The organism is Novosphingobium sp. FG137 (genome assembly GCF_057809735.1).
Map to the genome: position 1 here is coordinate 272,465 of NZ_JBMDKN010000003.1, position 19,909 is coordinate 292,373.

20 protein-coding genes and 2 tRNA genes are annotated in these 19,909 nt (G+C 65.6%); 9 read left to right on the plus strand and 13 right to left on the minus strand.

Annotated features, from left to right (window positions below; translation table 11 throughout):
• The first annotated feature begins 6 nt into the window (after positions 1–6).
• The 4 genes from ACODS2_RS10845 to ACODS2_RS10860 are packed head-to-tail and all read left to right on the plus strand — an operon-like array spanning position 7 to position 3,517.
• Positions 7–762 carry a biotin--[acetyl-CoA-carboxylase] ligase gene (locus ACODS2_RS10845; RefSeq protein WP_488998813.1) on the plus strand — a complete coding sequence of 252 codons (756 nt, stop codon included), beginning with the start codon at positions 7–9 and terminating at the stop codon, positions 760–762.
• Positions 746–1,531 carry a type III pantothenate kinase gene (locus tag ACODS2_RS10850; RefSeq protein ID WP_298166588.1) on the plus strand — a complete coding sequence of 262 codons (786 nt, stop codon included), beginning with the start codon at positions 746–748 and terminating at the stop codon, positions 1,529–1,531. Before ACODS2_RS10845 ends, ACODS2_RS10850 begins: the two co-directional genes overlap by 17 nt.
• 56 nt (positions 1,532–1,587) lie before the next feature.
• Positions 1,588–3,240, plus strand: coding sequence for a ribonuclease J (locus ACODS2_RS10855; RefSeq protein WP_488998814.1), 1,653 nt, complete (start codon positions 1,588–1,590; stop codon positions 3,238–3,240).
• A 4-nt stretch (positions 3,241–3,244) separates the two neighbouring features.
• Positions 3,245–3,517: a DUF1467 family protein gene (locus tag ACODS2_RS10860; protein ID WP_421838900.1), complete on the plus strand. Its 273-nt coding sequence runs from the start codon at positions 3,245–3,247 to the stop codon at positions 3,515–3,517.
• 119 nt (positions 3,518–3,636) lie between these two features.
• On the opposite strand, the gene phoB is transcribed toward ACODS2_RS10860, so the two are convergent.
• From phoB to ACODS2_RS10895, 7 genes are all read right to left on the minus strand, one after another.
• Positions 3,637–4,326: a phosphate regulon transcriptional regulator PhoB gene (gene phoB, locus ACODS2_RS10865; protein WP_421838899.1), complete on the minus strand. Its 690-nt coding sequence runs from the start codon at positions 4,324–4,326 to the stop codon at positions 3,637–3,639.
• 78 nt (positions 4,327–4,404) lie between these two features.
• A complete protein-coding gene (gene phoU, locus ACODS2_RS10870; protein WP_488998815.1) occupies positions 4,405–5,088 on the minus strand; it encodes a phosphate signaling complex protein PhoU in 684 nt (227 codons plus the stop codon).
• Positions 5,089–5,109: 21 nt separating this feature from the next.
• The gene (pstB, locus tag ACODS2_RS10875) at positions 5,110–5,937 is read right to left on the minus strand and encodes a phosphate ABC transporter ATP-binding protein PstB (protein ID WP_421838897.1); all 828 of its coding nucleotides are present in this window, start codon (positions 5,935–5,937) and stop codon (positions 5,110–5,112) included.
• Position 5,938: 1 nt separating this feature from the next.
• Positions 5,939–7,210 (minus strand): phosphate ABC transporter permease PstA, encoded by a 1,272-nt coding sequence (pstA, locus tag ACODS2_RS10880; RefSeq protein ID WP_488998816.1) that lies wholly within the window; start codon positions 7,208–7,210, stop codon positions 5,939–5,941.
• 9 nt (positions 7,211–7,219) lie between these two features.
• Entirely contained in the window at positions 7,220–8,602 is a 1,383-nt protein-coding gene (pstC, locus tag ACODS2_RS10885) for a phosphate ABC transporter permease subunit PstC (RefSeq protein ID WP_488998817.1), read from the minus strand.
• Between the two features lie 17 nt (positions 8,603–8,619).
• Complete coding sequence (locus tag ACODS2_RS10890) at positions 8,620–9,666, minus strand: substrate-binding domain-containing protein (RefSeq protein WP_488998818.1); 1,047 nt, start codon at positions 9,664–9,666, stop codon at positions 8,620–8,622.
• A gap of 59 nt (positions 9,667–9,725) precedes the next feature.
• On the minus strand, positions 9,726–10,880 hold the full coding sequence (locus ACODS2_RS10895; protein ID WP_488998819.1) for a sensor histidine kinase: 1,155 nt from the start codon (positions 10,878–10,880) through the stop codon (positions 9,726–9,728).
• Positions 10,881–11,236: 356 nt separating this feature from the next.
• Here ACODS2_RS10895 and ACODS2_RS10900 point away from each other — a divergent pair, with 356 nt between their 5' ends.
• Positions 11,237–11,878, plus strand: coding sequence for a DUF2490 domain-containing protein (locus tag ACODS2_RS10900; protein ID WP_488998820.1), 642 nt, complete (start codon positions 11,237–11,239; stop codon positions 11,876–11,878).
• An 11-nt stretch (positions 11,879–11,889) separates the two neighbouring features.
• Here the strand turns inward: ACODS2_RS10900 and ACODS2_RS10905 are convergent, their stop codons facing one another.
• The 4 genes from ACODS2_RS10905 to recJ form a co-directional block, all read right to left on the minus strand.
• Entirely contained in the window at positions 11,890–12,135 is a 246-nt protein-coding gene (locus ACODS2_RS10905; protein ID WP_488998821.1) for a hypothetical protein, read from the minus strand.
• 56 nt (positions 12,136–12,191) lie between these two features.
• Positions 12,192–12,266 (minus strand) — tRNA-Glu (locus ACODS2_RS10910).
• An 87-nt stretch (positions 12,267–12,353) separates the two neighbouring features.
• Positions 12,354–12,428, minus strand: a tRNA-Glu gene (locus ACODS2_RS10915).
• 103 nt (positions 12,429–12,531) lie between these two features.
• Positions 12,532–14,307: a single-stranded-DNA-specific exonuclease RecJ gene (gene recJ / locus ACODS2_RS10920; protein ID WP_488998822.1), complete on the minus strand. Its 1,776-nt coding sequence runs from the start codon at positions 14,305–14,307 to the stop codon at positions 12,532–12,534.
• Positions 14,308–14,526: 219 nt separating this feature from the next.
• Here recJ and ACODS2_RS10925 point away from each other — a divergent pair, with 219 nt between their 5' ends.
• From ACODS2_RS10925 to ACODS2_RS10940, 4 genes are all read left to right on the plus strand, one after another.
• Complete coding sequence (locus ACODS2_RS10925) at positions 14,527–15,819, plus strand: hypothetical protein (RefSeq protein ID WP_488998823.1); 1,293 nt, start codon at positions 14,527–14,529, stop codon at positions 15,817–15,819.
• A gap of 7 nt (positions 15,820–15,826) precedes the next feature.
• Positions 15,827–16,306 (plus strand): flavodoxin family protein, encoded by a 480-nt coding sequence (locus ACODS2_RS10930; RefSeq protein WP_488999033.1) that lies wholly within the window; start codon positions 15,827–15,829, stop codon positions 16,304–16,306.
• Between the two features lie 111 nt (positions 16,307–16,417).
• Complete coding sequence (locus ACODS2_RS10935) at positions 16,418–17,152, plus strand: hypothetical protein (protein ID WP_488998824.1); 735 nt, start codon at positions 16,418–16,420, stop codon at positions 17,150–17,152.
• Positions 17,153–17,204: 52 nt separating this feature from the next.
• Positions 17,205–17,753 (plus strand): AHH domain-containing protein, encoded by a 549-nt coding sequence (locus ACODS2_RS10940; RefSeq protein WP_488998825.1) that lies wholly within the window; start codon positions 17,205–17,207, stop codon positions 17,751–17,753.
• Here the strand turns inward: ACODS2_RS10940 and ACODS2_RS10945 are convergent.
• On the minus strand, positions 17,750–18,727 hold the full coding sequence (locus tag ACODS2_RS10945) for an NAD(P)H-dependent flavin oxidoreductase (RefSeq protein ID WP_298167245.1): 978 nt from the start codon (positions 18,725–18,727) through the stop codon (positions 17,750–17,752). The two genes, ACODS2_RS10940 and ACODS2_RS10945, sit on opposite strands and share 4 nt — an antisense overlap.
• 88 nt (positions 18,728–18,815) lie before the next feature.
• Entirely contained in the window at positions 18,816–19,862 is a 1,047-nt protein-coding gene (locus ACODS2_RS10950) for an amidohydrolase family protein (RefSeq protein WP_488998826.1), read from the minus strand.
• Positions 19,863–19,909 lie beyond the last annotated feature (47 nt).

Consider the following 19,909-nt stretch of genomic DNA (forward strand, 5'->3'; position numbering starts at 1 on the left):
CGGGCAGTGCCGGACCCGCTGATAAAGGTCGTCGCGGAGATCGCCTCGACCAATTCGGTCCTGCTGGCGCGGCTGGCCAATGGTGAGGCTCCGGCGGAAGGCCACTGGCTGGTGGCGGACCGGCAGACCTCCGGGCGCGGGCGCGCCGGGCGGGTGTGGACCGGCGGGCTTGGCAACTTCATGGGATCGACTGCGGTTGCCTTGCGCGACAGCGAGGCCTTGCCGCAGACGCTGGCGCTGGTGGCGGGGGTGAGCGTTCACCGGGCGCTCAAGGCGGTCGTCCCAGCGCTTTCCGACCTTTCGCTGAAATGGCCCAATGACTTGCTGGTGGGCGAGGCCAAGCTGGGCGGCATCCTGCTGGAGCGGCAGCGCGATGCGGTGATCGTCGGCATCGGGGTCAATCTGGCGGAAGCGCCCGAGGTGGCGGGCCGCAAGACGGTTTCGCTCGCTGCACTGGGGTTTGCGGTGAGCCGGGATGTATTTGCCTCGGCCCTGGCGGAGACCTGGGCCGAAGACCTGACGACATGGCATGCCGGCGGCTGGCCCATGCTGCGCGCCGAATGGCTGGCAAGAACGCTGCCCAAGGGCACGCTGCTCGGCGTAAACCTCACCGAAGAGGGCCATGTGATCGGCGGTTTTGCGGGGTTGGAGCCCGATGGCGCGGTCCTTCTGCGCTTGGCGGACGGTTCGGTCCGTGCCATCCACGCAGGAGATGTCGAGCTTATCGGCGCAAGTGGAGAGAGCCATGCTTCTGGCGGTTGACGTCGGCAACACCAATGTCGTGTTCGCGCTCTTCGATGGGCGCGAAATCCGTTCGCGCTGGCGCGTGGCCACCGATCCGCGGCGCACGGCGGACGAGTACGCGGTTTGGCTTCTCCAGCTGATGCAGCTGCAAGGCTTCGACCGCGAGCGGGTGCGGCAGATCCTGATTTCCACCGTGGTGCCGCGCGCGCTGCACAATCTGCAGGTGCTGGGGCAGAAGTATTTCGGCATCGATCCGCTGGTGGCCGGGCAGCCGCCAGTCGAGTGGGGCTTTGTCGCCGATGTCGAGCAGCCGCGCTCGCTGGGCGCGGACCGCGCGGTGAACACCGTGGCGGCGCACGCGAAGTATGAGGGAGACCTCATCGTAGTCGATTTCGGCACCGCGACGACCTTCGACGTGGTCGATGCGAGCGGGGCCTACAAGGGCGGAATCATCGCGCCGGGCATCAATCTCTCGCTCGATGCGCTGGTGACGGCGGCGGCCAAACTGCCCCGGATTGCCATCGCGCCGCCGCAGGGCAACAACCGCAGCGTCATCGGCCGTAACACTGAAGATCAGATGCAGATCGGAGTGTTCTGGGGCTATGTGGCGATGATGGAAGGCCTGATATCGCGCCTGCGCAACGAAATCGGACGCCCTGCCAAAGTGGTTGCCACCGGCGGGCTGGCGGTGCTGTTCGACCAGCACACGTCGATTTTCGACCATGTCGATACCGACCTGACGCTGGATGGCATCGCCATTCTGGCGGAACGCGTTGCCGCCCGCTGACCATCGAGCGCGCCGCTAGAACCAGGCCTTCGGGCCGCTAATGAACTGGAAATGCTGTGAAACCCGGTAAGGAATTGCTGTTTCTCGCGCTCGGAGGATCCGGCGAGATCGGCATGAACGTCAATCTCTATGGCTGCAACGGCAAGTGGTTGATGGTCGATCTCGGCATGACTTTTGCCGATCCCTATTATCCCGGCGTCGACCTCGTGTTTGCCGACCTTTCGTTCATCGAGGAGCGGCTCGACGATCTGGTCGGGATCGTGCTGACCCACGCGCACGAGGACCATATCGGCGCGGTGCCCTATTTTGCTCTGGACCTCGGCGTGCCGCTCTATGCGACGCCGTTCACCGCGCGGCTGGTGGCGGAGAAGCTCGCCGAGGCGGGGATTTCCAAGCAAGTCACGCTCAACACGATTCCCAACGATTCGTCGCTGAGCCTCGGGCCGTTCGATATCCGCTATGTGCCGCTGGCGCACTCGATTGCCGAGGGCAATGCCCTGGTGATCGAGACGCCGCATGGCCGCGTGTTTCACACCGGCGACTGGAAGCTGGATGACCAGCCGCTGATCGGCGTTCCGGCGACCGAGGGCGAACTCACCGCGCTGGGTGACGAGGGCGTGCTGGCGCTGGTGTGCGATTCGACCAACGTGTTCAATCCCAAGCCCTCCGGCTCCGAAGGCGCGGTGCGTGACGGGCTGATGGAGATGGTGGCCGGCCTCAAGGGCAAGCGCGTGGTGGTGACGACCTTCGCCTCCAACGTGGCGCGGCTGCAGACGCTGGGCGAGGTGGCCGTGGCGACCGGGCGCAAGCTCTGTGTGGCGGGGCGTTCGCTCGACCGGATCATCGGGGTGGCGCAGGCGAGCGGCTATCTCGAGCATTTTCCCGAGACGGTGAGCATGGACGCGGCGATGGACGTGCCGCGCGGGCAGCTCATGGTGCTTGCCACCGGCGGGCAGGGCGAGGCGCGCGCGGCGCTGGCGCGGATCGCTTCGGACACGCATCCCGTAAAGCTCGAAAAGGGCGACGCGGTACTCTTCTCCAGCCGCCAGATCCCCGGCAATGAGATTGCCATCGGCCGGGTGCAGAACCAGCTGGCAGCGAAGGGCGTGGAAATTCTGACCGACCGGCAGGGCATGATCCATGTTTCCGGCCATCCGGGGCGGCCCGAACTTGAGGCGCTCTACAGCTGGATCCGGCCGGAGATGCTTGTGCCGGTGCACGGCGAGATGCGCCACATGGCCGAGCAGGCGCGGCTGGGCAAGGCAAGCGGCATCCCCCGCACGATCGTCCAGAAGAACGGCGATGTGGTGCGGCTGGCCCCGAACGGGCCGGTGAAGCTCTCGGAAGTGCGCAACGGACGGCTGGTTCTCGATGGCGACATCATTGCGCCTGCCGATGGCAGCGCAATGGGGCAGCGGCGCAAGCTGGCGGAGAGCGGCCTGGTGGTCGCGGCGCTGGCGGTTTCGGCGGCGGGCAAGCTGACGTCTGCGGTGGAGATTGCCGCAGTCGGGCTGCCGCTTGAAGAGGACATGGACGAGTTCATCGCAGAAGCGCAGGTCGATGTCGAGAAGGCCGTGACTGCGATCAAGGGCGACAAGAAGCGCGACCGTGCCGGCATATCCGAGACGGTGCGACTGACCGTCCGGCGCGCGGCACAGCGCTGGTCGGGAAAGAAGCCCGTGGTTCAGGTCATGTTGCGGGAGGGGTGAAGCGATGAAGTGGACATCGATCATCGCGATCTGGGCGCTGTTCTGGGTGCTCTCGGCATTCCTCGTGATGCCGTTCGGCGTGCGCACCTCTGATGAGTTGGGCATCGCCAAGGTGCCGGGGCAAGCGCCCAGCGCGCCGGGGAACTTCAATCCGCGCCGTATTCTGCTCCGCGCGACCGTGCTCTCGACGGTGCTGTTCTGGCTCTACTACGCGAACTACGTGAACCGCTGGATCACGATTCAAGACCTGGATATCGCGCCCCTGCTGGGGATTTGAAGTTCAAGAGTCTGGTTCGCGCAGAGGCGCGCAGGCGCAGAGAACAGAGACGGTAGACAGCAAGGCGGCAGCGCCGCAGCCTTTCATCCTCTCTCTGCGCCTCTGCGCGAAACCCTGATTCAGACGCCTTCGAGCGCGTAGCCGGCCGAGCGCACGGTGCGCACCGGATCGGCGGCACCGGGGATCGCGATGGCCTGGCGCAGGCGGCGGATGTGGACGTCCACCGTGCGCAGCTCGATGTCGCTACCGCTGCCCCACACCGCATCGAGCAACTGCCCGCGCGAGAAGACGCGGCCCGGATGTTCCATGAAATGGCGCAGCAGGCGGAACTCAGTAGGGCCGATCTTGATCGCCTGCCCGCGCCGCGTGACACGGTGCGCAGTGGGATCGAGCGCGAGATCGCCGACGGTGATCGTCTCACCCGCAAGCGCCGGGCGCACGCGGCGCAGCACCGCGCCGACGCGGGCAATCAGCTCGCGCGGGGAGAAGGGCTTGGTGACATAGTCGTCCGCGCCAGTTTCGAGGCCGCGCACGCGGTCATCCTCGTCGCTCCGGGCGGTGAGGATGATGATGGGGACGTGGGCCGTCGCCTTGTTGCGGCGTAGGCGGCGGCAGACTTCGATGCCGCTGGTGCCGCCGATCATCCAGTCGAGCAGGACGAGGTCCGGCGTGTCCTCGGCGGCGAGGAGCAGGGCTTCATCGCCATCGTCGGTGGTACGCACGTCATAGCCCTCGCCGCGAAACCGGTACTCGACCAGTTCCGCGAGCGCGGTATCATCCTCTACCAGCAGCAGCTTCGGCGCGGACATTGTGAACCCCTGATACGACAGTCATGACAGTGACTTTGCGCAGACACGACAATTGTTACGCCGTCGTGACGAGGGGCGTCAGGCTGGTGGCAGGACCTCGTCACGCTCAGGCAGGTAGGCGCCCGTCGCGGCATAATAGACCATTTCGGCGATGTTGGTGGCATGATCGCCGATACGCTCGATGTTGCGCGCGACGAACATGAGCTGGGCGACCGAGCTGATCGTGGCCGGGTTTTCAACCATGTAGGAGACGAAGTTGCGGAACACGCTGTCGTAGAAGGCATCGACCTTGGCGTCGCGCTTGACGATCTCGGCCGCGGCGACCGGATCACGCGCGGCATAGGCCGTGAGCACGTCGTGGACCATGTCACCCGCCAGCTCGTTCATCACCGGCAGCAGGGTCAGCGGCTCGAACCGCTTGCGGCCCTCGATGTGGCCGACGCGCTTGGCGATGTTCTTGGCGTAGTCGCCAATGCGTTCGATCACGCCGGCGATCTTGAGTGCGGCGATCACCTCGCGCAGATCGTCGGCCATCGGGGCGCGGAGGGCGAGGACGCGGACGGAGAGGCGGTCGACCTCTCCCTCCAGCTGATCGATCCGTTTGTCGCGCGCGATCACGCCATCGGCAAGGTCCTGGTTTCCGGTGACGAGCGCGTCCATGGCCTCGGCTACCGAAAGCTCGGCCAATCCGCCCATTTCGGCCACCAGACCGCGCAGACGGGTAATGTCCTCGTCGAACGCCTTGACGGTATGTTCAGCCATTGCAATTCCTTACCCGTGCTCTCAACCGTAGCGGCCGGTGATGTAGTCCTTGGTCTTTTCCTCACGCGGATTTGTGAAGATGTCCGAGGTTGTACCGTATTCCACGATCTTGCCGAGATGGAAAAACGCCGTGCGCTGCGAGACGCGTGCCGCCTGCTGCATCGAGTGCGTGACGATGACGATGGCATAGCGGCCACGCAGATCGTCGATCAGCTCTTCGATGCGCGCGGTGGCGATCGGGTCCAGCGCCGAGCAGGGCTCGTCCATCAGGATCACTTCGGGATCGACTGCGATGGCGCGTGCGATGCACAGGCGCTGCTGCTGGCCGCCGGAAAGCGCGGTGCCGCTGTCGGTCAGCCGGTCCTTCACTTCGTCCCACAGGCCCGCGCGCTGGAGCGACTGCTCGACGATGCCGTCAAGCTCCGACCTGCTCGCGGTGATCCCGTGGATGCGCGGGCCATAGGCGATGTTCTCGTAGATCGACTTGGGGAAGGGATTAGGCTTCTGAAACACCATGCCGACGCGCGCCCGCAGCTGCACGACGTCCATCCCCGAGCGATAGATGTCCATCCCGTCGAGCAGGATTTCGCCTTCCACGCGGGCGCTGGGGATCGTGTCGTTCATGCGGTTGAGGCTGCGCAGGAAGGTCGATTTGCCGCAGCCCGAAGGACCGATGAACGCGGTCACGTAGTTCTGGGGGATCTCGATCGAGACATCGTCGATCGCGCACTTCTGGCCATAGAAGACCGAAACGCCGCGTGCGCTGATCTTGGAGGGGCCGACCGGATCGGGAAACACCGACGCCGCAGGCTGGTTCGCCGCATCTGCAGCAGGGACTGGAGCGTTCATGTTACCACCGTTTCTCGAAGCGGTTGCGCAGATAGATCGCGATGCCATTCATCACGAGCAGGAAGATGAGCAGCACGACGATCGCCGCGCTGGTGCGTTCGATGAAGCCGCGATCGATTTCGTCCGACCACAGGAAGATCTGCACGGGAAGGACCGTGGCGGGCGAGGTGAAGTCGCTTGGCGGGCTGGCGACAAAGGCGCGCATGCCGATCATCAGCAGCGGCGCGGTTTCGCCCAGTGCGCGGGCCATGCCGATGATCGTGCCGGTGAGAATGCCGGGGAGGGCAAGCGGCAGCACGTGGTGGAAGACCACTTGCACAGGGCTGGCCCCCATGGCGAGTGCGGCGTCGCGGATCGAGGGCGGCACGGACTTGATCGCGTTGCGCCCGGAAATGACGATGACCGGCATGGTCATCAGCGCGAGCGTCATGCCGCCGATCAGCGGGGCCGAGCGGTAATTGGGGAAGGCCGCAAGGAACACCGCAAGGCCGAGCAGGCCGAAGATGATCGAGGGCACGGCAGCAAGGTTGTTGATCGAGATTTCGATCAGGTCCGTCCAGCGGTTCCGGGTCGCGTATTCCTCAAGATAGAGGGCCGAGAGCACCCCGACCGGGAAGGCCAGCACGAGGGTGATGAACATCGTCATCATCGAGCCCTTGAGCGCGCCCCAGATGCCCACGCTTTGCGGGTTGGTCGCATCGGCGCGAACGAGGAAGCCGGTATCGAAAGCGCGCACCAGCGTGCCTTCACGGGCCATGCTGGCGGCATGCTGGCGCAGCGCCGGCTCACCGCCGCCGCGCATGGCATTGGCGAGGTCGTCACTGGCCGGGAGCGAAACGGTGAGTTCGTCGCTCATCAGCAGCGCGGGATCGCTGATCAGTTTCGCGCCGACATCACGCCAGGCGCCGGGATCAAGCAGGCCCTCGCCGCCGGTGCCGAATGCCTTGTTCGCGGCGGCATTGACTACTCCGGGCAGGCCGGCCGATTCCAGCCCGCCGAGCGGATCGGGCTGGGCAAGGCGTGCCGGATCGATCTCGAGGTGGCCGTGGATCGGTACGGAAAAGCGCAGTTCGGAGCGGTGGAATCCGGCCCAGCCGCTGGAAGCCATGGAGCCCAGCAGGAAGACGAGCACGAGCGCGGAGAAGCTCACCGCGCCGAGGCCAGCAAGGCGGAACCACCGGTCCGCGCGGAAGCGGCGCGCAAGGCCGGCCTCCATGCGCGCCTGGCGGATGGCGCGGCGGTCGTTGGTGGCTGTGAGATCGTTGGTCGACATGGATCAGCCCTACTCGTAGGCTTCGCGGTAGCGCTTCACCACGCGCAGCGCGATGAAATTGAGCGTGAGCGTGACAAGGAAGAGGACCATTCCCAGCGCGAAGGCGGACAGTGTCGCCGGGTGATCGAAGCTGCCCTCGCCGGTGAGCATCGCGACGATCTGGAATGTGACGGTCGTCATCGAAGCAAAGGGGTTGCCGGTCAGGTTGGCCGAGGCGCCGGCGGCCATGACCACGATCATGGTCTCGCCGATGGCGCGGCTTACAGCCAGCATGATGCCTGCGACGATGCCGGGCAGTGCGGCGGGGATCAGCACCTTGCGGATCGTTTCGGCGCGGGTGGCGCCCATCGCAAGGCTGCCGTCACGCATCGCCTGGGGCACGGCAGCGATGCTGTCGTCCGCCATCGAGGAGACGAAGGGAATGATCATCACGCCCATGACGAGGCCGGCCGCCATGGCGCTTTCGGTGGAGGCGTTGGCAATGCCGATTGCCTGCGCCAAATCGCGCACGGCGGGCGCAACCGTGAGCGCGGCGAAATAGCCGTAGACCACGGTCGGCACGCCCGCGAGAATTTCCAGCAAGGGCTTCATCACCTTGCGCACCGAAGCATCGGCATATTGGGTGAGGTAGACCGCGCTCATCAGGCCGAGCGGGATGGCGACCGCCATGGCGATGATCGCGCCAATGTAGATCGTGCCCCAGAACAACGGAATCGCTCCGAAGGCGCCGCCATCGGGCGCGCCGGTGCTCATCGGATCGGGCGCCCAATGCGTGCCCAGCAGGAAATCGAGCGGAGAGACCATGCCGAAGAAGCGCACCGTTTCGAACACGAGGCTGGCAACGATGCCGATCGTGGTGAGGATCGCCACCAGCGACGCGATGAGCAGCAGCGCCATGACCGCACGTTCGACCCGCGTGCGTGCGGTGAAATCCGGGCGCAGGCGCAGGAACGCAAAAGCGCCGCCCGCGAAGGCGATCACCAGCGTCACCATCAGGCCGAGGGTGTTGTAGCGCGCGATCGCGACCCGGTAGGGTTCGACCAGCCCTTGCGCTTCGGTGTTGAACACGGCCTGCGCCGCGCCGGTGGCGACCGCCCGGGCCTCGCCCATGATCGCTTCGCGCTCGAAGCCGAACGCGGGCAGCGCAGCGGCGGCAGGATCGGCGAGGACATGCTGCAGGACGAGCCCCGGGCTGATCGCATCCCACAGCAGTGCGAAGAGCAGGGTGGGCACAGCCACCCACAACCCGACATACCACGCGTGGAAATCGGGAAGTGAATTGATGCGACCACCCGGCGCAGACTTGCGGAAAGCCCAGGCGCGCGAGCGCCCGGCCAGCCAGCCAACCAGACCCAGCCCGAAGGCTAGAATGAAGAGAATGGCTGGCGACATGGCCCCTTGTCCGGTCCTTACTTCAGCTGCGAGCCATCGAGCACGGGCAGCTCGCTCGCTGCCTTGGCGCTGGCGGCCAGCACGTCATCAGGTGCCACGACCATGCCGGCCTTGGCGAGGACGCCGTCCTTGCTCCAAAGCTTCGCCCACTGGTTCACATAGGCCTGGAGGCCCGGGATCGCCTTGAGGTGCGCCTTCTTCACATAGATGTAGAGCGGGCGGGCACCGGGGTAGGAGAAGTCGGTGATCGTCGCATAAGTCGGCGAGACGCCGCCCATGGTCAGGCCCTTCAGCTTGTCGCGGTTCTCTTCGAGATAGGAATAGCCGAAGATGCCGATCGCCTTGGGATTGGCCTCGATCTTCTGGACGATCAAGTTGTCGTTCTCGCCCGCATCGACATAGGCGCCGTCTTCGCGCACTTCACCGCAGACCGCGTCATGCTGCTTCTTGTCGCTGTCCTTGAGGGACTTCATCGCGGGATCGCTCTCGCAGCCCTTGGTGAGGATGAGCTCCTTCAGCGCATCGCGCGTGCCGGACGTCGACGGCGGGCCGTAGACGAGGATCGGCTCGGCAGGGAGGGCGGGGTTCACGTCCTTCCAAGTCTTGGCGGTGTTGGGCTTGCCGAACGGGGTCTTGGCGAGCGCTTTGTAGACGTCTTCGGGGGTCAGCGCGATGCCGGGGCCGTTGGTGCCTTCGGCGAAGGCGACACCATCAAGCCCGACCTGGATCTCGACGATCTCCTTCACGTTGTTCTTCTGGCATTCCTCGAATTCGGACTTCTTCATCCGGCGCGAGGCGTCCTCGATATCGGGGTGCTGCGGGCCGACACCGGCGCAGAACAGCTTCATGCCGGCGCCCGTGCCGGTCGATTCGATGATCGGCGACTTGATGGACGGGTCTTCCTTGGCAAGTGCTTCCGCAACGGCCTTGGCGAACGGATAGACCGTGGAAGAACCCACGGCGCGGACCTGATCGCGGCTTGCGCTCTGCCCGCCGCCACAAGCGGCGAGACCAAGCGTGGCGAGGACCAGCACCGATCCGGATATGAGGCGATTCGCAGTCATTTGATGTTTTCCCTTTGACGCAGCGTCACTCGGCGCCATGTGACCATTGCGTGACAGTTTTATGACATCGGGTGTTGCATGGTTGGCGCGAGCGCAAAGCGCACGATGACGGAAGTGCCCTTGCCCAGCTCGCTGGAAATGTCGAGCTTGCCACGGTGTCTTTCAACGATGTGCTTGACGATGGCAAGGCCGAGCCCGGTTCCGCCCGCCGCGTGGCTGCGACCCGGATCGGTGCGGTAGAAGCGGCGGGTGAGATAGGGCAGGTGATCGGCGTGGATGCCTTCGCCCCGGTCCACCACCTTGAGCACGGCCTCGCCGCCCTCGCTAGCCACGTCCACCCGCACGGGCTGGTCATGGTCGCCGTATTTCAGCGCGTTGTCGATCAGATTGCGGATGAGCTGATCGAGCTGCTGGCGATCCCCGACCACAAGTGCGGAGGTCGTCTGCACCTCGATCCGCTTTTCGCCGACAGTCGCGCCCATCTCGCCGCAGATGCTGGCCGCGAGCTGGCCGAGATCGAGCGTCTCACGCGGAATATCGTGCTTTTCCGCCTCGATGCGCGAGAGCGACATGAGATCCTCAACGAGATTCTGCAGCCGGCGCGATTCGCGCAGCACCGTCGCGTGGAAGCGCGCTGCCGTCGCGGCGTCGACCTTGGCATCGGGATCGGCGAGCGTTTCGATATAGCCGATGATCGACGCGAGCGGCGTGCGCAGCTCATGGCTGGCATTGGCGACGAAATCGGTATGCGAGCGGCTGATATCTGCTTCGGCGGTGCGGTTGACGAGTTCGATCAGCGAATAGCGCTGGTCGATGCTGACGCGGCGCACGTGCCACAGGCTGCGCGCGCCAGTGAGCCCGCGCACGATCGCATCCCCCTGTGGCTTGTCGAGCAGGGTGATCGCCTCCGGATGACGCAGGGCGACGCGCGCGTCCTGCCCTACGATATGCGAGCCCAGCGCCTCGCGTGCGGCGGCATTGGCGGCGGCGATGCGCTGACCATCAAGCATCAGCACAGGCACGCTGAAGGGTTCGACCAGCTCTACCATGGCCTGGCGCGAGACGGTGCCTTCGTCGGCCATGCGCACGGCGATCTGCGGTTCGGGCCGAGCCAGCCACAAGGTGCCGAACCACAGGATGAGGACCGCGACACCCAGGCCCGGATTGGTGCCGAGCACGACCATGGCGATGACCGTGCCAAGGGCGACGACCATGCTCGGCCAGGGAAGGTTTGGCGATTCCATGAGGCTGCTTGATACCACCGGTGTTACCGACCCGTGACAAGCGCTGCGACCACGGCCTTCGGCGCCGGACTTTTTCCGGACAAGGGTCCAATAGGCGAGGGGAGAGGGTGCATGCAAGCCGGGCTACTACGGCTTTACCGCCGACTTTTGCCGGAGCTCCGGCTGGCTGTCACAAACCGCGCTTGATTGTCAAAAAGGCATCATGATTGACACAATCTGTAACATTAATGTCATCAAACCGTCATAGTGCGCGGGGGCCGTCCTGAAAGGCCCACGCTTTGTCCCGCAAATTCATACATATCGCTGTTCCTGTCCTCGCCACTGCCATGGCGCTCACCGCGGCCGGTACGGCCCAAGCGCGCGACGATGCGCAAGGCTGGGCGGCGGCCACCGTCAATGTCGACCTCGGCGGGGGCTTTCGCGCCAGCAACGAAACCGTGCTGCGCTTCAGCGATATCCGTGGCGGACTCTATGAGGTCGAGGACAACCTGATGGTCGGCTACAAACCGAACAAGCAGGTCACGCTGTGGCTCGGCTATACGCACAATCCCCAGTACGACCATGGCGACTTCACGCGCATGGAGCACCGTTTTCGCCAGCAGGTGAATGTCGACAACTTTGCTCAGATCGGTGGGATCAAGTTTTCCGGCCGCGTGCGGCTAGAGGAGCGGTGGCGTGAAGGGCAGGGCGGCCCCGCATGGCGGTTGCGCCCATTCATCAAGGCATCCATGCCGGTTGCGGGCAAGGTGAACCTTGTTGCCAGCCATGAGAGCTTCATTGATCTGAACACCTCCGCTTTCCAGCGCGTGCGCGGCGAGGAGCGGATGCGCAACTTCGTGGGCCTTTCCGCGCCGCTCAGCAAAAAGCTCGGGATCGAGGCGGGCTACCTGCTGCAGCACGGTTTCGTGCGCGGCGCTGCGGACAATCACGACCACGTCTTTTCGGTCGCGCTGACGGGCAACTTCTGAAGCCCATTGCTCTAGGTGCCGGCGAAGTAGAACTTGGCGGCCGTTGACAGGGTGATGATCGCCAGCATCGAGCAGAGCGCCGAAATGAACCCCCAGGGCACGGCGCTGATGCGATCGAGATCGCGGCGGCGGCGTTCACGGCGCTCGCGCAGGCCGGCGAGCAAGCCGCAGATCAGCATGACCGCGCCGAGGCCGACAAATTCCGCCGTGTAGCTGAGCGAATCGAAGTCCATCGCATCCCGCGCCGATGGCGCCATTCGCATGTCAGACCAAGTGCCGGGAGGCGGTTGCCAGGTGGCCGGTGCCGTCCGGCTGGTGACCCCTACGGGAATCGAACCCGTGTTTCAGCCGTGAGAGGGCCGCGTCCTAACCGCTAGACGAAGGGGCCTTGCCGTAAACCGGGTCGGCGGTCCCGCCCCGGTCGTATTCTTCTTGCCCGGGCCCATTGGCAGGAGTTGGGCGCCTGGCATTCAGTTGGTGACCCCTACGGGAATCGAACCCGTGTTTCAGCCGTGAAAGGGCCGCGTCCTAACCGCTAGACGAAGGGGCCACTGGCTGAGGCCGCGTGGCAGGCCCGCGCGTCTAGGACGGTGTATCGGATTGGTCAACCCCCTCCCTGTGGAGACGCAAACGCCTGTCCCAAGGGGAAGGTCTCAGTCGGCAAAGGCCGCGTCCTCGACATGGAGTTCGGCGGCCGGGCGGCTGCCCCAGTCATCGATCTTGGCACGGCCGGCAAGCCAGAACTGGCGCCCGCGCGCGCCGTGGAGGAGGGCCTGGCCCATCTCGCTCTCACCCGCGCGGAAGGCCATGGCCTTGAACGAGCGGCCATCCTGCCCGCTTGCGATCATCCGCACATGATCCGCGCCAACAATGTCGCACTTGATCAGGCGCACCGGCCCGACGGCCACGCGGGGGCCGGGCCAGCCCATGCCGAACGGGCCGGCAGCCTCGAGCCGCTCGACGAGATCGGGAGTGAGGCCGCCGGGCGCGAGGCTGAGATCGAGCAGCAGCGACTGGCTCTGCCGCGCTGCCGCAACATCACGGGCGAGGCGCTCGTCGAGCCAGTCGGCAAGGCGCTCGGTGCCGCCCGCGGCCACAGTCAGCCCGCAGGCCATGGCATGGCCGCCGCCCGCGATCAGCAGCCCCGCCGCCCGCGCGGCAATGATCGCCGCGCCCAGATCGACGCCGGGGATCGAGCGGCCCGAGCCTTTGCCGTTGCCTTCAGAATCGCCATCCTCGGCGATGACCAGCGTGGGCCGGCCGGTCTTTTCCTTGATGCGGCCGGCCACGATGCCGATCACCCCCGGATGCCAGCCCGCGCCGTGCACCACGACTACGCTGCGGTTGTGCTGCGCCAGAACCTGCGCTTCGGCGGCTTCCTGCACGACCTGCTCGATGGCCCGGCGCTCGTCGTTGAGTTCGGATAGGCGCGCCGCAATGGTGCGGGCTTCCTCCGAATCCGAAGTGGTCAGCAGCCGCACGCCGAGGCTCGAATCGCCGATGCGCCCCGCCGCATTGATGCGCGGACCGAGCGCGAAACCGAGATCGCTGCAAGTGGGCGCGCGGGTGAGGCGGCTGGCGTCGATCAGCGCGGCGAGGCCGACATTGGCGCGGCGCGCCATGATCTTGAGGCCCTGCGCCACGAATGCGCGGTTCACGCCCCGGATCTGCGCCACATCGGCCACCGTGCCGAGCGCGACGAGATCGAGCAGGCCCATGAGATCGGGCGCCGCCGAAGCGCCGACCAGGCCGCGTGCGCGCAAGGTTCGCAGCGTTGCGACCGCAAGGAGGAACGCAACGCCGACTGCGGCCATGTGGCCATGGCTGGCGGCCTCGTCGCTTTCGTCGAGCCGGTTGGGATTGACCAGTGCCGCGGCGGGGGGAAGCTCCGGATTGCACTTATGGTGATCGACGACGATGACATCGACACCTTCCGCGCGCGCGGCCGAAAGGGCTTCATACGCCATCGCGCCGCAATCGACCGTGACGATGAGCTGCGCACCCTCGCGCGCCAGTTTGACGAGGCCCTCGGCCGAAGGGCCATAGCCTTCGAGCAGGCGGTCCGGGATATAGGGCCGCGCTTGAACGCCAAGGCTGGCGAGGAAGCGGATCAGCAGCGCGGCGCTGGTCGCGCCATCGACGTCGTAGTCGCCATAGACAGCAATCGCCTCGCCTCTCGCGATCGCATCGGCGAGGCGCACGGCAGCTGCATCCATGTCGTTGAAGATCGAAGGGTCGGGCAGGAAATCGCGCAAGGTGGGGCGGCGGTGGCGCTCCAGATCGTGGCGTTCCACACCGCGCGCCAGGAGCAACTGATCAACAAGGCCATCGAGCTGGCCGAGAGCGCCGCCGGCAAGGTCCATATTGCCGCCGCGCCAGCGCCAGGCGAGGCCGGACAGCGAATGGGTGATGGCGGTGACCGGGATCATGCTGAAGGCGCTAACCGATCGCGGCGGCGCGGGGAAGGGCGGGGCAGATGCTGCCCACATTCCGCTGCATATCTGTGCGCCAGATCATCGCATCACCGCAGCGCGATTGACAGAAGGCCTGCGGATATGGTCGCATCTGGCAAAAGGGTAATCCGGTCGCGCCATACGAACAGGCAGAGGGGGGCACAGGCACCACTCTTGCAAAAGGGGTTTGAGCCGATGACCAAGAACAGCATCCGTCTGATCGTTGCCGCAGGGAGCGCGAGTGTCGTGCTCGTCGGCATCGGCGTGGCGCAGACATCCGCACCGATTGCCCGCTATGAGATGCGGGCCGGCACCACCTCCGGCCTGATGGGCGGCATGGCGGGCATGCGTGGCGGAGGGATGGGCGCGGCGATGAGCATGGCTTTCGGCGGCGGCAATCGCAACGCGCCGCAGCACGAGCTGTGGCTCGATCTGGGTTCGAGCCGGGTTCCTGCCGGTGGTCCGCCCAAGGCCGACCACTTCATGCCCGCTGGCGCCAGGCTCGGGCTTTCGGTGCCGCTGAAGACACCGGTGAAGGGACCGGTCGGCCCCGAGGAACCGGTCGAGAAGCGCGACTTCAAACGGCCAAAGGGGCGCATGCTGATCTTCTGGGGCTGCGGCGAGCATGCGCCCGCCGGTCAGCCGGTGGTGATCGACTTCGCGAAGATCGCCGCAGGGCAGATGCCGCCGGGCCTGTGGACGAGCAATGTGCCGATGGAGCGCCGTGTCTCCTATTCGAGCAGCAAGACTTATGGTTCGTGGCCCAACGACGAGGGCAAGACGTCGGTCCGGACCGACAGTTCGCTGATCGGCGCGCACAAGATTGCGGGCAATTACTCGCCCGAGATGAATTTTACCCTGACCAAGGACTTCATGGGCGCGCTCAGAACTTCGAGCGCTCCGCAGCCCAGCGGGGCGACCTTGCTGCGCTGGAACGCGCTGCCCGATGCGACCGGCTATCACGCCTCGCTGATCGGTGGGAAGATGGATAAAGGCAGCGAGATGAGCGACATGGTGTGGTGGTCTTCGAGCGCGACGCGCGAGTTCGGCGGCGGGCTTTCGGACTGGCTCTCGCCTGCGACGGTGGCCAAGCTGGTGGCCAGCAAGACCGTGCTGGCGCCCGCGACGACCACGTGCACTGTCCCTGCCGAGGTCAAGGCAGCCGCACCGCAGTTCCAGATGGTCACGCTCTATGCCTATGGGCCTGAGGAAAGCTTCGTCTATCCCCCGCGCCCGGCCAATCCCAAGACGCCGTGGAAGCCGGAATGGACCGCCGATATCCGCCACCGTTCGATGACCGGGTTCCTGCTCGGCATGCCGGGCATGGACGAGGCCGATGCCGGAAACGGTCGCAACCAAGGCCAGCAATCGCAGCAGCAATGCCAGCCCAAGCCGAAGAAGCGCGGGCTGGGCGGGCTTGGCGGCCTGATCGGCGGCGCGCTGGGCGGCGCGGTGAGTGGTGCTGGCGGCAGCGGAGACGGCTGCTGAACCGGCCATGCTGCTGATCATCTGGCACAGCCGCACCGGCGGCGCCCGCGTGATGGCCGAGGCCGCGCTGCGGGGGGCCGCCGACGAGGGCGATGCGCGTTTGCTTCCCGCCGAGGAGGCTGACCCGGAGCAGCTTCTTGCCGCGCAGGGCTATCTCTTCGTGTGCCCGGAAAACCTCGGCACGATGAGCGGGGCGATGAAGGAATTCTTCGATCGCTGCTATTATCCGATGCTCGGGCAGATCGAGGGCCTGCCCTTTGCGACGGCAATTTCGGCCGGATCGGATGGATCAGGCGCCGAGCGGCAGATCGAGCGGATCGTCACCGGCTGGCGGCTGCGCCGAATCGCCGAAGGGCTCATCGTGAACCTCGAAGCGCAGACACCGGAGGCCATTCTTGCCCCCAAGACGGTGCCTGCGGCGGCGCTGAAAAGATGCTACGATTTGGGACAGTCTTTTGCGGCCGGGTTGGCGATGGGCCTGTTCTAGGGGGCTGGCGCAGCGGATTTATCCGATTCCGTTCCGTTTTGGCTGCACGGGACTCGACGGCTGCATAACATTGGTGTCTCTGCTGATCAGAGTGAGGGAGCTTATCTGGTGGTGATCGAGCGTGCCGCAGGGCGTGAGCCTCTTGCCGCGCTGCTGTTCGGTCGGGATGACCGGCCGACTGCGGACGCTGTGGCCGACCTCGCCGTCGGGCCCGACGGGTTCTCGATCCTCAATGCAAGGCAGGCACCACAAGGGCAGGCGGAACTGCTCCGGGACGGGTTGACCTTCGACCTTGCCGGGCTCGCCCCCGCGCCGAAGAAGGACCTACCGGCTGCGGTGCACCGCGTCGCTTTGTCCAATGATTTCAATTGGGATTCGCTGGAGGCCACATCGTTTCGGGTGGGGCCGCACCTTGCGGGTGCCGAGCATCTCCTGCCGGTGCTGCGGGTCGCGGCAGCCATCCTGCGGCACTTGACCCAGTTGAAGGGTCTGCAGGCGATCGTCTGGCGGCCTGCCCGTATCGTGATGTCGCCGGCATGGTTTGCCGAAGCGGTCGGCGTCTGGCTGGCCGGCGGTCCGTTCCCCGCTCTCGCGCTGACTGCATTGGCGCGCAATCAGAGCGGGATCGAAAGCGAAGGGTTGGGCTTTCTCACGGGCCAGGAATTTACCCTCTATGCGCGGGCTGGCGGGCCGAACCGCGAGGACAGCCGCATCGCGGTGCGCCTCACCGATTGGCTTGTCACGCATGGGCGCGTTGATGCCGCGCGCGAAGTCGTTCTCGCCGGCGTGGGGGCGGTGTGGATCGAGCCGGACGGGGGCAACAGGCTTAACGTGGCGCCGCGTTAGGTAAAGGAAGCTTGCTTGCAGCAATTAAAGCACGCTTGCGAGCGCAGCATTAATGTACCTGCGCAAACATGGGCGCATGGTTCCTGCTGGACAAAAAGCCAGGGGAAGAATCCCCTTCCGCTCGGTGAATGTACCGGGCAAATCCGGCTATTCACCCGGTCTGCAGCGCCATCACCTGCTGCCCCGCGCACTCCTCAATCGCCGGGCGTTCAACCGCATGATCGGTGCGCTCACACCCGATCGCATCGGCTTTCACGACTTTCGCGCCAACGGGCTGCTGCTGCCCGCGACCGAAAGCGGCGCGCAGCGGATCGGCCTGCCGTTACACCGGGGGCCGCACGGAACCTATTCGGAAATGGTTACCGAACGGGTCGGACAGATCGAACTCGGCTGGAGCCGCACGCGCCAGTATGACATCGAACTGGCGAGCATGGAGGCGCTGATGCGGCTCGACCTGCTGCAACGCGCGCTGCGTCGCCGCTTATTGAGCCCGCCCAAAGGCGAGGAAATCGTGCTCAACAAGCACGATCCCGCTCTGGACTACAGCCATCTCGACCGCATGGCCGAGATGCTGTGGGAAGCGACGGAGAGCAGGCTTTAGAGGAAGGGCGCGCTGTCGGCGCTGAGGCCGGCGGCGGCCTCGCGGTACTGCGCAGTGAGCGTGGCGACACGCTCGGCCACGGTCTCGACCTTGTCGACCGCGCCGATGCCCTGGCCCGAACCCCAGATGTCCTTCCACGCCTTGGCTTCGGTGTTGCCGCCCGAGCCGAAGTTCATCGCCGAAGGATCGCTTACGGGCAAGTTATCGGGATCGAGCCCGGCCTTGACGATCGAGCCGCGCAGGTAGTTGCCGTGAACGCCGGTGAAGAGGTTCGAATAGACGATGTCCTGCGCGCGGCTGCTGACGATTTCCTGCTTGTAGCCTTCCGCCGCGCGGGCTTCCGTCGTGGCGATCCAGGCCGAGCCGATATAGGCGAAATCGGCGCCCAGCGCCTGCGCGGCGAGGATCGAGCGGCCGTGGGCGATGGCGCCCGAAAGCGCGATCAGGCCATCGAACCAGGTGCGGATTTCCTGCATCAGCGCGAACGGCGAAAGCGCGCCGGCATGGCCGCCAGCCCCTGCGGCGACGGGGATAAGCCCGTCCGCGCCCTTTTCGATGGCCTTGCGGGCGAAGCGGTCGTTGATCACGTCATGCAGCACGATGCCGCCCCAGCGGTGCGCGGCCTGGTTGATATCTTCCCGCGCGCCCAGCGAGGTGATCAGCATGGGCACCTGCCACTTTTCGCAGAGTGCCATGTCCTCATCGAGGCGGTTGTTGGTCTTGTGGACGATCTGGTTGACCGCGAAGGGTGCGGCCGGGCTTTCCGGATGATCGCGGTTGTGCGCGGCCAGCGTCTCGGTGATTTCATGTAGCCATTCGTCGAGCTGGCTGATCGGGCGCGCATTGAGCGACGGGAAGCTGCCGATGATGCCTGCCTTGCACTGCGCGATGACGAGTTCGGGGCCGGAAATGATGAACAGCGGCGAACCGATGACTGGTAGGCGCAGGTTCTTGAACAGCGGGGGAAGCGGCATCCGTGAAGCTCCGATTTAAGCGGGCGGTTAAACCGAGCTTTAGCAGGAGAAGCGGCGCTGTCAAACGCCAGCGCCGCTCCCTTTATGGCTAGGCGGCCAGCAGGTGCTCGATGCCGTAAGTCCGCGCTGCATTGCCTGCGAAGAGCGCGTGCTTCTCTTCCGCCGAAGCGCCATGGGCGAGGCGCTTGAAAGTGTTCCAGAGCACCGGGTAGGTCGCGCCCCAGCGGTCGACGGGGTAGTTGCTTTCGAACATCCCGCGTTCCGGCCCGAAGGCATCGATGCAGGTCTCGATATAGGGGCGCCACATCGCGGCGAGGGTTTCGGAAGCCGTGCCGGCAGCCGGGCCCTGTTCGGGCATGCCGCAGAAGGCCATGGCGAGGCCACCCAGTTTGACCGAGACATTGGGGCACTTTGCCAGTTCGCGGATGCTCTCGCGCCAGACGTCGAAGCGTTCGTGGAGCTTGCCCTTGTAGCTCGCGGTGCCGAGCGGGGTGCCGCAATGATCGAGCACGATCGGCTGATCGGGGAAGGCGCGGGCGAGGCTGATGACATCGGGCAGCTGCGGTTCGAGCAGCCATGCATCGAAGGTGAGGCCCATCGTGCCAAGGTGCTTGAACCCGGCGCGGAAGGCGTCGCTGGTGTACAGCCCGGCAGGCGCGTGGAATGGCGGGCCGAGCACTTCGGGATCGGCATCCCAGGCCGCGGCATGGCGAATGCCCTTGAAGCGGCCGTTACCCGCAGCGACCAGCGCTTCGAGAACCGGCACAGCGCCGTCGCCCAGCGTCATGTCGGCATGGCCGATGATCGCGGCGCAGGGGCGGTAGCTGCCATAGAGTCCGCTGGCGCCCTGTGCGGCGACGCCGTTGACAAACTCGACCTCGCCCACCGGCTTCATCGCATGCTCGGCCCCGTTCCGGTAGAATGCGCCGCATTCCATGAACACCGTTCCGACGATGTTGTGCCCGCTGTGCGTATCGGCGTGAAGGGTGTCGAAATTGTAGTAAGCCGCCGGAACCAGCGTTTCGACAAAGGGATGCAGCGGAGTCGGGAACGAGGCGACCAGCGGGCGCAGATCCCACAGGTGATGGTGCGGGTCGATGATCGGCAGATCGGGTTCGATGATCTCTTCAGGCATGGCTCTCTCTCGTGGTCGGCCTCTTGGCGGGCGCGCTGGGGGAGTAT